Consider the following 13,686-nt stretch of genomic DNA (forward strand, 5'->3'; position numbering starts at 1 on the left):
TCAACGGTCGACCAGCCGTGGACGCGGCGCCCCGCCCGTGGATTCCGCGTCGGTGCCGTCGGTGCCGACCGGGCCGCGGGGAAGCATCCGGTCCAGCCACTTCGGCAGCCACCAGTTGGTACGGCCGAGGAGCGTCATGGTCGCCGGTACCAGCACCATGCGTACGACCGTGGCGTCGATGAAGATCGCGGTGGCCAGGCCGAGCCCGAACATCTTGGCGGAGGGGTCGTCGGCGACGGCGAAGGACAGGAAGACCGCCACCATGATGAGGGCGGCCGAGGTGATGATCCGGGCGGTGCCCGAGATGCCCTCGACGATCGCCGTGCCGTTGTCGCCGGTGCGCAGGTACTCCTCGCGTACGCGGGAGAGGAGGAACACCTCGTAGTCCATCGACAGGCCGAACAGGATGGCGAAGAGGAACATCGGGATGAACGACACGATCGGAACCGTCGCTTCCAGCCCGATGAGCGCGCCTCCCCAGCCCCACTGGAAGACCGCGACCATGATGCCGTAGGCCGCGCCGATGCTCAGCAGGTTCAGCAGTACCGCCTTGAGCGGTACGAGTACCGAGCGGAAGACCAGCATCAGCAGCAGGAACGACATCGTCAGCACGGCGGCGACGAACACCGGCAGGCGTTGGCTGGTGCGCCGGCCCACATCGGACAGGCTCGCGGCGGCGCCGCCGACGTGGGCCCTCGCCGGGCCGTGCCCGATCGTCGTGGGCAGCACGTCGGTGCGCAGCCGGGCGATGGTGTCGGCCGTGGCCTTGTCCTGGGGGCTGGTGGTCGGGAACACCACGAGGGTCGCGATGCCGGTGGCCCGATCGATGTGCGCCGGCGCGACGGACGCGATGCCCGGATCCGCCGCGACCGCCCCGGCGAGCCGGTCCAGCACTCCCGGATCTCCGGCGGGGTCCGCGGCGATGACGAGGGGACCGTTGGTACCCGGGCCGAACCCCTCGGCGACGAGGTCGTAGGCCCGGCGCTCGGTACGGCTGTGGGGCAGCGAGCCGTCGTCGGGCAGGCCGACGCGCAGGCCGAGCACGGGCAGCGTCGCCGTCAGCAGCAGCGCCGCGGCGCCGACCGCGTACAGCGCCGGGTGCCGGCTGACGTGCCCGATCCAGCGACGCCACCCGGCGGCGGGCACGGCGTCCGGCGCCGCGCCCTGCCGCCGCAAGAGCCGCCCGGCCCGAAGAACCCGGCCGATCCGGCCGGCCCCGGCCAGGCGTGGGCCGGCGGCGCCGAGGAAGGCCGGCAGCAGCGTCACCGACGCGAGCACCATGGTCAGGACGACGATGGAGACGGCGAGCCCGCCCACCGTCATGAACGGCACGTTCGCGACCGCCATGCCGAGGATCGACACGACGACGGTTCCGCCGGCGAAGACCACCGGCCGCCCCGCCGTGGCCACCGCTCGTCCGGCCGCCTCGTGCGGATCGAGCCCGCGCGCGAGGTACTCCCGGTGCCTGGCGAGCACGAACAGCGCGTAGTCGATGCCCACTCCGAGCCCGACCATGCTGCCCAGGACCGGTGCGAAGGTGGGGACGTCCGTGACCCCCGCCAGCACCGTCATCGTGGCGACCCCGACGGTCAGTCCGAAGACCGCCATGCCGATCGGCAGCGCGGCCGCGACGAGCGAACCGAACGCCAGGAACAGGATCGCGGCCGCGGCGAGGAGGCCGATCAGCTCGCTCACGCCGCCGTCGGGGTCGGAGAAGGCGTAGAAGAGGCTCCCGCCCATCTCGATGCGCAGGGGCAGTTCGGCGCGCAGGCGGTCGCCGAGACCGACGAGGGCGTCGAGGTCTTCGGCCGACAGCCGGCTCTGGTCGGGGTACTGCACCCGGACGACCGCGATCCGCCCGTCGGCCGAGACGAGGCCGCCGCGCACGGCGCTCTCCCGGCCCGTGTCGAGAGCCCCCGCCGGGTCGCTCGTGCCGAGCACGTGCGGCAGCCACCCCACCTCGGTCTGCAGTCGCGTGAGAGCGGTGCGGGCGCCGGCGTCGTCCAAGAACGTCGCACCGCCGTCGAGGGGGGTGACGACCAGTTGGGCGGTCATCCCCTCCTGGCCGGTGCCGGCCCGCTCGATCAGTTCCGCGGCCCGCCCTGAGTCCAGCCCCGGAGCGGTCATCGAGTCCGCGGTCCGCCCGCCGAAGGCGACCGCGGCGAGGACGGCGAGCGTGGCGGCGACCAGCCATGCCGCGATCACCCGCCAGGGATGGCGTGCGGCGCCCCCGCCCAGGCGCAACAGGGCTTTCGAGAGCATCGGGTCCTCCAACCACCTCGTCGGCCGTCCGTGTACGGCCGCCGATGCCGAGGCTCCTCGCCACGGCGCTCCACGGCATCGGCCCGCGGGCCGCGGATCCGTGGGCCCCGGGGCGGAGTGGCGACCCGTCCTTTCGGCCGATGCGCGGCACGCCGCGGTCCCTAGGCTGAGAACCGTGCTACGAGACGACCTGCGAACCCTGTGGACCGAACCCCGGCCACCCGGCGCGCCCGCCCGGGTGTGGCGGGACTGGGTGCTGCTCGCCGCGGGCCTCGCCGGTGTGGCGCTGGAGGCCACCCTGCGCGAGGACGTCGTGTGGCGGCCGGTGGCGGTGGTGTTCGCCGTATGGCTGTGCCTGCTGCCGCTGTGGCGCCGGACCCGCCCGCTGGCGGTGGTGACGCTGGCGTTCGGCTCGGTGGTCCTGCTTCCGGTGGCCTCGCTCGTCGCCGCACCGCGCGAGCCCGTCGGCCTGTACACCGGCGCGGCCGTGCTCGTGCTGGTGTACGCGCTGCCCCGGTGGGGATCGGGACGCGACATCGTGCTGGGCGGCGCGGTGATCGTCGTGGTCGGCGCGCTGTGCGTCGTCACGGACGGGACCCCGGTCGTCGAAAAGGCCGTGGGCTTCGTCTTCCTGCTGCTGCCCGGCGTGCTCGGGGCCGCCGTACGGTTCCGGGTGACCGCTCGCGAGCGGCAGTTGGAGCAGGTGCGCTCCCGCGAGCGCGAGCAGCTCGCCCGGGAACTGCACGACACGGTGGCCCACCACGTATCGGCCATGGTGATCATCGCCCAGGCGGGCCGGGTGCTCGCGGGCACCGACCCGTCCGCCGCCGTAGAGGCGCTGGAGGGGGTCGAGGAGGAAGGCGCGCGCACGCTGGAGGAAATGCGCGCCATGGTCGCCGCGCTGCGCGACCGCGGGGTCGGCGCCGAGCTGGCGCCGCCCGCCGGTGTCGCGGATCTGGAGCGCCTGGTGCGCACCCCGGGTGGCCGCCTCAGGGTCGACCTGGGACTCGACGGCGAACTGGACGCGCTGCCCCCGGCCGTGGACGCGGCCGTCTACCGGATCGTGCAGGAGTCGGTGACCAACGCGCTGCGCCACGCGGTCGACGCGACCGAGCTCGTCGTCCGGGTCGCCGCGGAACGGCACGCGGTACGGGTGAGCGTGCGCGACGACGGCCGGCGCACCGGCCGGGGCCGCGACGGATACGGACTTACCGGACTGCGCGAGCGCGCGACGCTGCTCGGCGGCACACTACGAGCCGGCCCGGGTACCGACCGGGGCTGGCACGTCGAAGCCGAACTGCCGAGAGCGAGGAGCGAGAGCGGTGTCCATACGGGTCCTCGTCGCTGACGACCAGACCATCATCCGCTACGGGCTGCGGATCATGCTGAACGCCCAGCCCGGCATCGAGGTGGTCGGCGAGGCCGCCGACGGGCGGGAAGCGGTACGTCTGGCCCGCGAACTGCGCCCCGACGTCTGCCTGTTCGACATCCGCATGCCCGTACTCGACGGGCTGGAGGCCACCCGACTGGTCGCCGGCCCGGGCGTCGCCGACCCGCCGGCCGTGGTCGTCATCACCACGTTCGACCTCGACGAGTACGTCTACGGCGCACTGCGTGCCGGCGCCCGCGGATTCCTCCTCAAGGACACGGGACCGGACCTCCTGGCGCAGGCCGTACGGTCGGCGTCCGACGGTGAGGCGCTCATCGCGCCCAGCGTCACCGTCCGTCTGCTCCGGGCATTCGCGGACCTGCCCGCCGGCCGGCCCGCGGCCCAGCCGGTCTCCCCGGTCACCGCCCGCGAGGAGCAGGTGCTCCTCGCCGTCGCCCGCGGGCTGACCAACACCGAGATCGCCGACGCGCTGCGCATCAGCCTCAGCACGGTGAAGACGCATCTGGCCAGCCTGATGGCCAAACTCGGCGCCCGCAACCGGGTCGAGATCGCGATGTGGGCCTACGAAACGCGCCGTATCCTCCCAGGAAGCTGAGCCGGGTGCCGGGGGAGTCACCGCGTGCTCGGCGGCGAGAGCTCCGTGCTCAGCCAGCCCAGCGCGTCCGGGTACATCCCGATCCAGGTCTGGAAGTTGTGCCCGCCTTCCGGCCGGACGAGCGTCTTGACCCGGACCCCGGTGCCGGCCGCGGCCCTCGCGAAGGCCTCCAGCTGCCCGGGCGGACTGTCCTTGTCCTGCGCCGAGGTGGCCAGGAACAGGCCGACGTCCGCCTTCCTCGTGTGCTCGACCAGCCACATCGGGCTGTTGCGCTCCCGCAGGGTCCGGTCGGCCAGCACGTCCGGATCGCCGGTCAGCGGATCCGGGTCCAGGGCCGCGCCCGCGCGGAACGCCTTCGGGTACTGCAACGGCAGCTTGGCCGCGCAGAAGCCCCCGGTCGAGACGCCCATCAGCCCCCAGCCGGCCGGGGCGGGCAGCGTACGGAAGTTCCGCGCCACCAGCTCCGGCACGTCCAGCGCCAGCCAGTCGGCGATCCTGCGCTGCGGGGTGTTGCTGCAGTCGGTGTTCACCCCGCCCGGATAGATCTCCGGCATCACCACGATGAACGGGTGCGCCGCGCCCAGCTGCACCAGGTCGCCCAGCGCACCCGGCATGTTCCCGAGGTCGATCCACGTGCGCGGCGTGCCCGGATAGCCGTGCAGCAGCATCAGCACCGGGAAACGGGTCCGGTCCGCGCCCGGCGCGTCGTACTCCGGCGGCGTCCACACGGTCACCTGCCCCGCCAGCTTCGAGTGCGAGCCGCGGAAGTAGGTGCCGCGGGTGCCGTCGCCGTTCTGCGTGAACCTGGCCCGGCCCGGCGGCGGGCCGGTCATCGAGCCCGCGTCCTGCCCGCTGTCGGTGCCGAGCAGGTCGTCCCAGGAGGAGTAGAGCCCGTAACTGCCGTTGATCCAGGTGGCCACCACACAGATGGCGGTCAGCTGGCACACCCCGATCATCACCACCCGCGCCGGCCAGCGCACCCACCCCGGTCCCGGGATCCGGTTCCACAGGAGCAGCGCGGCGAGCATGGCGAGCGCGGTGACGACGATCAGTGTGACGAGGAACGACGTACTGGTCAGCTCCACGGCGCCGGCTCCTGACGTGAAGGACGGGGACGAGGCGACGATCCGATTGTCACGTCAAATCCCCGGCCCCGCCCTCAGGGGCCCGACCCGACGCGCACGGTCACCGTGTGCCAGCCGGTCGCCCCGTCGGGCAGGGTGCCGGCACGTTCCCCCGTCTGGACGGCGCCCGTGCCGTCCGTGGCGCGGACCTGGAGGGTGTGCCGGCCCGCCGTCGCCTCCCACGGCCACACCCACTGCCGCCAGGTGTCGGCGCCGTCGGCCGCCCCGAGCCGAGCCTCCTGCCAGGGACCGCCGTCGACCCGTACCTCCACCCGGGCGATCCCCCGGTGCTGCGCCCACGCCACCCCGGCGACCGCCACCCGCCCGGGCACCAGGACGGCGCTCGCGCGCGGGGTGTCGATCCGGGACTGCGTCTTGACCGGGCCCATGGCCGCCCAGGACCGGCGCACCCAGTACGCGTCGTACGCGGCGAAGGTGGTCAGCTGCAGCTCGCTCAGCCACTTGCAGGCGGAGACGTATCCGTACAGGCCCGGTACGACCATCCGGACGGGGAAGCCGTGCGCGAAGGGCAGCGGTTCGCCGTTCATCCCGACCGCCAGCAGGGCGTCCCGGCCGTCCATCACGGTCTCGACGGGCGTGCCCAGCGTCATGCCGTCCACCGAACGGGCCACCAGCTGGTCGGCCGGGCCGCCCTGAGACGGCGGCCGTACGCCGGCCTCGCGCAGCAGGTCCGCGAGGCGCACGCCGAGCCAGCGGGCGTTGCCGGCGTACGGGCCGCCGACCTCGTTGGACACGCAGCAGAGGGTGATGTCGTGCTCGACGAGGGGGCGGGCGAGCAGCTCCCGCAGATCGAGGGTCAGGGGATGGGCGACGCCCTCGCCGTGGATGCGCAGCCGCCAGGTGTCCGCGTCCACACGGGGGACGACCAGGGCGGTGTCCACGCGGTAGAAGTCCCGGTTCGGGGTGAGGAAGGGGGAGACCCCGGGAACGCGGAGGTCCGCGCCGGCGGGAACGGGCGGCGCCGGTACGGCCGGCGGGGGGAGGCGGAAGCCGGCCCGGGAGGCGGTCGCGCCGGCGGAGCCGTAGGCGCCGAGGCGGCGCCCGGCGAGCCCGGCCCCGGCCGAGACGGCCAGGATGGCGACGACGAGGCGGCCGAAGCCGCGGCGGTCCATCGCCCGGGCGCCGCCGGCCGGCGACCGGGCCGGCCGAGGCCGTCGCAATGCGGTGACCAGCAGGTACAGCACCCCGGCGGCGGTCACCCCGCCGACCAGGGAGGGCAGCGCGTCGCGCCAGGTCGCCTCCGGCCGGCTGAGCGCGGCCGCCATGCCCAGCGCCCCGAAGCCCCCGGCGACGGCCATCCCGGCGGGGAGGCGGCGCAGGGCGAGCAGACCGGCCCCGACGGCCACGGCGCCCAGGACGGCGACGATGCCGAGGGTGAGCACCAGCTTGTCGGCGGTGCCGAACTGGCGGATGGCCCACTCCTTGACGGCCGCGGGCGTACGGTCGACCACCGCCCCGCCGACCGCCGTGAGCGGGGCCGCCTCCGGGCGTACGGCGGCCGCGGCCAGCTCGGCGAGGGCCAGCCCCGCGCACGCGGCGACCAGTCCACCGGCGGCGCCGAGCAGGCGCGGGGGCCGCGCCGGTCGCCCCGGCGGCCTCGGATCTGCCTTCACAGGGCCAGTGTGCCCCGACCGCGGCGCAGGCGGCGCGCGCTCACGCGCAGGGGCGTCCCTCGGCGGCGATGCGCTCCGCGGCACGCCGGGCCATGGCCTCCAGGGGGTTCTCGTTGCCCGACCCCGCCCGGCGGGTGGCGAGGTCTCCGCGCTTGCGCAGCTCCACCACCCCGGCGGCCAGCAGGGTGAACTGTTCGAGGGGTGCGGCGGCCGGTTCCCGCTCGGGCTGCTCCTGCGCGCGCTGTTCGTGTTCGGTCTGCGACATGTCCGGTGCACTCCTGGTCGCGTCGTGCCGCCCCTGGTCGTTTCCGGGTCAGTGAACCGAGAGGGGCCCGGGCCGGAGGGACCGCGGGCCGCCTTCTCCCCCGCACGAGTGCCGGGATTCCCACGGGAGGGTGACGACGACCGTATGAGGTGATCGGCGCCGCCGGCCGTGGTGTAGCTCAGCCGGCCGCTGCGGGCAGGGCCGCCGCGATCGCGGCCGCCACCTCGTGCGGGTCCCCGCTCGGCCGGACGGGATGCCGGGTGGTCAGCCGGGCCCACTCCTCCTCCACGGCGTGCCAGTCGATCTCCCGCGGCGCGGTCCGCTCGACCAGGGCCTCCTCCAGCGAGTCGAAGTAGAGCTGCCACCTGCGCGCGTACAACTCCGAGACCAGCCCGCTCCATTCGCGGTTCGCGTAGTCGTGCAGGAAGCCTCCCTCGCTGGTGCTGCGCAGCCCCCACACGCTGAGGATCGAGCGGGCGTCGTATTCGTACCGGTCCTGCTCGGCCCGGTCGGCGCCCGCCGAACGGGCCCGGTCCAGCCAGCGGCCGAGGAGGAAGTTCGGGTCCGAGCCGGTGATCGCGTCCAACCGGCGCTCCCCGTCCGCCCATTCGGCCACCAGCCGGCGGAAGAGCGGCAGGTCCTCGGCTTTGTAGGCCGCCTTGATCCGGGGCAGGAGCACCCGCGAGTGGTTGGCGAGGACCTGCCGGGCCGTGTCCACCAGGTCGAAGCGGTAGGCGCTGGAGGAGCGCAGTGCCGGATCGACCCTGAGCAGGTGGTCCAGGGCCCGGCGCACCGAACCGGCCGGGTAGCGCATGGACTTGGGGCTCCAGTACGCCGCCCCGACCGCCGTGAGGCTCGGCCGGGCGGAGAACAGGCTGTCCTGCGACTCCGACCACAGCCCCGAGGAGGTGCTGTAGGGCCCCTTGCGCAGTTCCTCCCAGGCCGCCGCGGCCTCGGCGTCGGGGCGGCCGTAGCGGCGGGCCGCGAAGCCGGCGAACCACTGCCGCTGGTCGACCGGCCCCGGCTCCCAGGCCAGGTCCGTGAACAGGTCGAAGGCGGCAGGATTGGTCCCGGTGCCCTCCGGGAGGTAGGCGATGCCGGTCAGGGCGCTGTTGCTCTTGGCCCGCCACGGCCCGAACCGCTCCAGCCACACGGAGGAGTTGGCGCCGATGGTGGTGTGTCCGCCGAAGTTGTAGATCGTGCCCATCGCGTACGGCACCCCGCCCCAACGGGCCTCGCGGTCCAGCCGGTTGTAGCGGTCCGACAGCCCGTCCAGGATCAGCAGCCTGCTCTTGTCCACCCCGGCGAGGAGCTCCGCGGTCGGGTCGTCCTGCCAGCCCAGTACCGCCCACAGGGCGCCGGGGTGTGCGGCGTGCAGGGCGGCCTGGATGGCGCCCGCCGCCGCGCCGACGTCGACGGAACCGGTCCGGCCGCCCTCGTGCAGCGGGCTCATCCGGTACATCGCGCTGTCCCCGAACACCGCGCGCTGCTCGGCGTAGTAGGCCGCGGCCAGCTTCCCGAACGCCGGCGAGACCGGGTCCAGCCAGTCCGGGCGCTCGAAGCCCGCCCACTCGCCCTGCGGGACGGTGGACGCCCCCGGGTTGCGCGCGGCGAACTCCGGGGGCACGGTGCCGAAGTAGCCGGGCAGCACCGGGGTCATGCCGAGCCCGCGCAGCTGCTCGGCGATCCGCCCGCCCAGCTCGGCACGCTCCCGCATCAGCCGCTCGGAGACCGGGCCGCCGAAACCGCTCAGGTTCTGCAGCAGCCACCAGCTCTGGTGGCCGGGGGCGGGGATCCACCGGCGCAGCTCCTCGGCGGAGTAGCCGAAGCCCTGGAGCGCCCGGTAGTACGGGTACTCGGCGCCGACCTGCACGAACACCTCGTTGATGCCGTGCAGGGCGAGGAGGTCGATCTGGCGCTGGTGCTCCTCGAAGGTGCGGTACGGGCCGGAGTACCCGTCGTCGGTGTCGTTCAGCGCGTAGCGGTGCGGTACGAGCGCGCTGCGGGTCACGGGGGCGGGGACGCCGGGCAGGCGGGCGGGCAGCATGCCGATGCTGTCGCCGGGCCAGCCGATGTCGGCGCCGGCGACGTGCTGGAGGTACCAGCCGACGCCCGTGAGCAGGGTGGCTCCGGTGCTGCCGCGCACGGTGATCGCGCCGGGCGCCCCGGAGACGGTGAAGGTGTCGGCGGCGGCCGCCGTGTCGGGCAGCAGGGTGAACTGCCCGGCGTGGCGCGGCAGCAGCCGCTCCAGCGCGGCTCGCGCGGGGGCGACGTCGAAGGACGCCCGCGGGGCGTGCTCCCGCACGTCGGCCCGTACGGGCGCCGCGGGCGCCGCCCCCGCGCAGACCACCGCCAACAGCGCGGCGGGCAGCACGGCAAGAGCCACCGCCCGGGCCCCGCCCCGCCGCCGCCCCCGCCCGAACGCGACCACCGGCCCAGGCCCGGGCGCGGCCACCGGCACCGGCGCGGGCGCAGCTACTGGCAGCGGCGCGGCCGCCGGGGTCGGCGCGGCCGTCGGTACGGGCGCCGGATCGGGCGCAGCTACCGGGAGCGGCGCGGCCGCCGGGGCCGGCGCGGCCACCGGCACGGGCACCGGCCCGGGTGCAGCCACCGGCACCGGCACCGGCACCGGCTCGGGCGCGGCCGCCGGCAGTGGCGCGGCCGTCGAGTCGGACGCGGTCATCGGTACGGGCACGGGCGCGGCCGCGCGGGTGGCTGCCGAGTCGGGAGGCGCCGGGTGTGGCGCGGGGCCGGTCGGGGGCATGGGATGAGTCATTCGTCCCCCGTCAGACCGGCAGGGACCAGGTCTGGTCGACCCGGTGGTCGCCGCACGGGGTCAGGCGCAGCCGCTCGGCCGGGGCGTCCGGGGTGGCGGCCGGGGCGGGGGCCGTCAGGCACTGCCCGCTCGTCTCCTCGACGAGGGCGCCGCCGCGCCGGTGCGCCCACCTCTGGCCGGGCTGCTCCGCCGGCTCCGCAGGTTCCGACGCGCAGTCCGCCAGTTCGACCCGGCCGTCCTCGCCCGCCGACAGGCACTCGCCGGCCAGCCGCAGGCGCGCGTCCCGGTCCAGGGTCCACCGCTGGTCGGGGGCGCCGGTGCACGCGGCGAGCACGACCGCGCCGACCGCGGTGGTGTTGGCCCCGTCGGCGCAGCGGACGCCGTCGCCGACGATCTGCCCCGTCGGCACGGCCTCCGCGCAGCCGCGCGGGGTGAGCCGCCAGACCCCGGTGTCGTGAGAGGCCACCTTCCCGGTCAACGTCCCGGTCAGCTCCCGGCGTTCCCCGTTCCACAGGTTCGTCGCGTCGACCGTGCAGGCGGGCAGGCCGATCTCCTCCAGCGGCACCGCGATGTCCCGGGCGGTGGCCGACCGGTTGAGGACGGCCACCGCGCGGTCGCCGTTGGCCAGCGGCCGTACGAGGATCTCGAAGGTGGCGTTCGAGGAGACCACCGCGCCCTGACGGCCCATGGGGTCCTGGTCCAGCTCGATCATCCGGGTGTTCCCGAGGGCCGCGAGCCCCTCCGGGGTCAGCTTCGAGACCTCGGAGGACAGGATGAACGGCGCCGCCATCATGGCCCACAGGGCCACCTGGCTGCGGCTCTCGGCCGCGCTGAGCCCGGGCGCGCCCGCGATCAGGAAGTCGGGGTCGTTCCAGTTGCCGGGGCCCGCGTAGCGGCCGAGCCAGCGGTTGTAGCCGTAGTTGCCCAGCACCGAGCTCCACCGCGACGTACCGGGGGCGGCGGGCCGGTACACCTTGATGTCCTTGCCCTCGCGCCACAGCTGGCCCGTCTCGCCGACCCAGCCGAGGACCCTGTGCCAGTCGGAGCCGCCCCATTCACCCTGCTGGAAGTAGGCGGGCGCGGACGCCGACAGCACCATGTCCCGGCCGCTTGCGCGCAGGGCCGCGGCCACCGCGTTGTAGGCGTCCCGGTAGGCCTGCTCCTTCGTCCTCCCCTCCGGCACCCACAGGTTGCAGCCGTCCATCTTGACGTAGTCCACCTTCCAGGAGGCGAACTGCCGGGCGTCCTGGGCGTAGTGGTCCTCACCGCCGCCCTGCGGGGCGCCGCTGCCGGGGTACTTCTCACAGGTGAGGGAGCCGGCGTCCTGGTAGATGCCGAACTTCAGCCCCTTGGCGTGCAGGTGGTCGCCGAGCCAGGCCATGCCGTGCGGGAACTTCGCGGTGTCGACGACCAGCGCGCCCCGCGCGTCACGGCTCTTGGTCATCCAGCAGTCGTCGACGGTGACCGTGTCGTAGCCCTTGGCGGCGAGGCCGGTGGACACGAGCGCGTCGGCGTTCGCGACGACCTTGGCCTCATCGATGTCGCACATGTAGTGCGCCCAGTTGTTCCAGCCCATGGGCGGGGTGAGCGCGAGCGGGGTGTCCGAGGTCGCGGTGGGCTCGGCTCCCGCCGGGGCGGGGGAGAGCGCGAGGGCGAACAGGGCGGCCGCGGTCAGACAGGGGAGCGAGGCGCGCAGGCGGAGCGGCACGGAGTCTCCTTGGCGTGGGGGCGGAGGCGGCGGTCGAGTGATCGAGTGCAGTCGTGCGCCCAGTGCAGCCAGGTGACTACCCGCTGTCAACGAACGTCGTTGATTATCCGTCAATGACCAGCAATATGGCCGTAGTCGATCGCACGGGAGAGCGGTGATACGACGTATGGTACGCGGTATGTTACGGTGTATCTCATGCCGAGGACATCAGCCGCCCTGGACCGCGCCACACCCGAGGCGATCGCCGTCGCCGCCCTGCGCATCCTCGACGAGGAGGGGCCCGGGCAGCTGAGCTTCCGCGCCCTCGCCGAGCGGCTCGAGGTCTCCCACGCCACCGTCCAGCGCCGCTGCACCGACCTCGCCGGCCTGCTGGACCTGTGCACCGAGCACCTCGCCGCGCAGCTGCCCGACGTCCCCGCCGGCACGGACTGGGCGCAGGCGACCGAGCAGCGCTTCACCGCCCTCTACCGGCTGCTCACCGCGCACCCCGGGCTGCTGGTCCTGCGCGGCGGCCGGCCCTGGCTCGGGCGGCAGCTGCTGGCCCGGCTCGTCGAGCCCGCCCTCGCCGACAGCGTGGCCGCGGGGATGTCGACCGCCGAGGCGATGACCGCCTACCGCCGCATGTACCTGCTCACCCTGGGCAGTGCGGCCTTCGTGGACCACCGGGACCCGGCCGGCGTCACCGCCGCCTCGCGGGCGGCCCTGGCCGCGCTGGATCCGGCCGAGTTCCCGGTGCTCTCCGGCGGGCTGGCCGAGGTGCTGCCACCGCTCACCGACCACGAGGTGTACTACGGGGCCCTGCGCCAGCTGATCGAAGCAGCCCGACCCACCGCCTGACGAGGAGTCCGCTCATGGAACAGCAGCTCGACTACGCCGCCGTGCGCGCGGCCGCCGACCGGATCGCGGGCGCCGTGCGGCCGGTCGCCGTCGCCCCGGCGGCCGAGGGTGTCTGGTACGCCCTGGAGTACCTCCAGCACACCGGCTCCTTCAAGGCCCGCGGCGCCCGCAACTTCCTTGCCGCCCACCATGCGGCCGGCACCCTGCCCGCCGCGGGCGTCACCATCGCCTCCGGCGGAAACGCCGGCCTCGCCTGCGCCTGGGCGGCCCGCGCCCAGTCCGTGCCCGCGACCGTGTTCCTGCCCGGCAACGCTCCGCGCGTGAAGGTGGAACGGCTGCGCGGCTACGGTACCGAGGTGCGGCTCGTCGGCGACCGCTACGACCAAGCGCTGGCCGCCTGCGAGGAGTTCGCCGCCGGGAGCGGGGCCCTGAGGAGCCACGCCTACGACCACCCGCTCATCGCGGCGGGCGCCGGCACCCTCCTCGACGAGATCCGGGCCGCCCTGCCCGGGCTGGACACGGTGGTCGTCGCGGTCGGCGGCGGCGGACTGTTCGCCGGGGTCGCCACCGCCGCCCGCGAGCACGGCGTACGGGTGATCGCGGCGGAGCCGGAGAACTGCCGGGCCCTGAACGCGGCCCTGGCTGCGGGCCGCCCGGTGGACGTCACCGTGGACTCCGTGGCCGCCGACTCCCTGGGAGCCCCCCGGGTTTCGGCGGACGCGGTCGCCGCCGCCCGGCAGGACAACGTACGGTCCGTCCTCGTTCCGGACGATGCGATCACGGCCGCCCGGCGCGCGCTCTGGGAAGAGCACCGGATCGTGGTCGAGACCGGGGCCGCCGCCGCCCTCGCCGCCCTGCGCGGCGCGCCGCAGCCGCCGGGGGAGCGGGTCGCCGTCATCCTGTGCGGGGCCAACACGGACCCCGGGGACCTGACGGCTCCCGGTGCATAGGGGCGTGCGGGATAAAGCGCATTAGTGCGGGCCCTGGTGAACCGTCGACAAGAAGTCATTCCCTTGATGGGAAGCCGGGTCGTCACCGAATCGACATGACCCTCAACTGCCCTTGTGCTAAAGCGCGTTAGTCCAGGTCGTGAGC

Annotated in this window: 10 protein-coding genes; 4 read left to right on the forward strand and 6 right to left on the reverse strand. The window is 74.6% G+C overall.

Annotated elements, in window-relative coordinates; all coding sequences use genetic code 11:
* A complete protein-coding gene (locus tag ACFTXQ_RS11645) occupies positions 1-2,262 on the reverse strand; it encodes an MMPL family transporter (RefSeq protein WP_382638729.1) in 2,262 nt (753 codons plus the stop codon).
* A gap of 175 nt (positions 2,263-2,437) precedes the next feature.
* Between ACFTXQ_RS11645 and ACFTXQ_RS11650 the strand changes: the two genes are divergently transcribed.
* Together ACFTXQ_RS11650 and ACFTXQ_RS11655 are read left to right on the forward strand one after the other, a co-directional pair.
* On the forward strand, positions 2,438-3,610 hold the full coding sequence (locus ACFTXQ_RS11650) for a sensor histidine kinase (RefSeq protein ID WP_382638732.1): 1,173 nt from the start codon (positions 2,438-2,440) through the stop codon (positions 3,608-3,610).
* Positions 3,585-4,247 carry a response regulator gene (locus tag ACFTXQ_RS11655; RefSeq protein ID WP_382638735.1) on the forward strand — a complete coding sequence of 221 codons (663 nt, stop codon included), beginning with the start codon at positions 3,585-3,587 and terminating at the stop codon, positions 4,245-4,247. Before ACFTXQ_RS11650 ends, ACFTXQ_RS11655 begins: the two co-directional genes overlap by 26 nt.
* Before the next feature lie 17 nt (positions 4,248-4,264).
* On the opposite strand, the gene ACFTXQ_RS11660 is transcribed toward ACFTXQ_RS11655, so the two are convergent.
* The 5 genes from ACFTXQ_RS11660 to ACFTXQ_RS11680 all read right to left on the reverse strand — a co-directional run bounded on the left by ACFTXQ_RS11660 (position 4,265) and on the right by ACFTXQ_RS11680 (position 11,754).
* Positions 4,265-5,332: an alpha/beta hydrolase gene (locus tag ACFTXQ_RS11660; RefSeq protein WP_382638738.1), complete on the reverse strand. Its 1,068-nt coding sequence runs from the start codon at positions 5,330-5,332 to the stop codon at positions 4,265-4,267.
* Positions 5,333-5,406: 74 nt separating this feature from the next.
* Positions 5,407-7,005: a molybdopterin-dependent oxidoreductase gene (locus ACFTXQ_RS11665; protein WP_382638739.1), complete on the reverse strand. Its 1,599-nt coding sequence runs from the start codon at positions 7,003-7,005 to the stop codon at positions 5,407-5,409.
* Positions 7,006-7,045: 40 nt separating this feature from the next.
* Positions 7,046-7,270 carry a hypothetical protein gene (locus tag ACFTXQ_RS11670; protein WP_382638742.1) on the reverse strand — a complete coding sequence of 75 codons (225 nt, stop codon included), beginning with the start codon at positions 7,268-7,270 and terminating at the stop codon, positions 7,046-7,048.
* 178 nt (positions 7,271-7,448) lie between these two features.
* Positions 7,449-9,953: an alpha-N-acetylglucosaminidase gene (locus tag ACFTXQ_RS11675; RefSeq protein ID WP_382638745.1), complete on the reverse strand. Its 2,505-nt coding sequence runs from the start codon at positions 9,951-9,953 to the stop codon at positions 7,449-7,451.
* 103 nt (positions 9,954-10,056) lie between these two features.
* Positions 10,057-11,754 carry a ricin-type beta-trefoil lectin domain protein gene (locus tag ACFTXQ_RS11680; protein ID WP_382638748.1) on the reverse strand — a complete coding sequence of 566 codons (1,698 nt, stop codon included), beginning with the start codon at positions 11,752-11,754 and terminating at the stop codon, positions 10,057-10,059.
* A 195-nt stretch (positions 11,755-11,949) separates the two neighbouring features.
* On the opposite strand from ACFTXQ_RS11680, the gene ACFTXQ_RS11685 reads away from it, so the two are divergent.
* Entirely contained in the window at positions 11,950-12,591 is a 642-nt protein-coding gene (locus ACFTXQ_RS11685) for a TetR/AcrR family transcriptional regulator (protein ID WP_382638751.1), read from the forward strand.
* Positions 12,592-12,605: 14 nt separating this feature from the next.
* The gene (locus tag ACFTXQ_RS11690) at positions 12,606-13,541 is read left to right on the forward strand and encodes a serine/threonine dehydratase (protein ID WP_382638754.1); all 936 of its coding nucleotides are present in this window, start codon (positions 12,606-12,608) and stop codon (positions 13,539-13,541) included.
* Positions 13,542-13,686 lie beyond the last annotated feature (145 nt).

The sequence above is a fragment of the Streptomyces sp. NPDC057010 genome (assembly GCF_042673805.1).
Classification (GTDB): Bacteria; Actinomycetota; Actinomycetes; order Streptomycetales; family Streptomycetaceae; genus Streptomyces.

Bases quoted from the DNA above. Each gene is read 5' to 3' on its own strand.
- ACFTXQ_RS11675 (WP_382638745.1), bottom strand. From the start codon at position 9,953: ATGACCGCGTCCGACTCGACGGCCGCGCCACTGCCGGCGGCCGCGCCC.
- ACFTXQ_RS11690 (WP_382638754.1), top strand. From the start codon at position 12,606: ATGGAACAGCAGCTCGACTACGCCGCCGTGCGCGCGGCCGCCGACCGG.
- ACFTXQ_RS11645 (WP_382638729.1), bottom strand. From the start codon at position 2,262: ATGCTCTCGAAAGCCCTGTTGCGCCTGGGCGGGGGCGCCGCACGCCAT.
- ACFTXQ_RS11685 (WP_382638751.1), top strand. From the start codon at position 11,950: ATGCCGAGGACATCAGCCGCCCTGGACCGCGCCACACCCGAGGCGATC.
- ACFTXQ_RS11670 (WP_382638742.1), bottom strand. From the start codon at position 7,270: ATGTCGCAGACCGAACACGAACAGCGCGCGCAGGAGCAGCCCGAGCGG.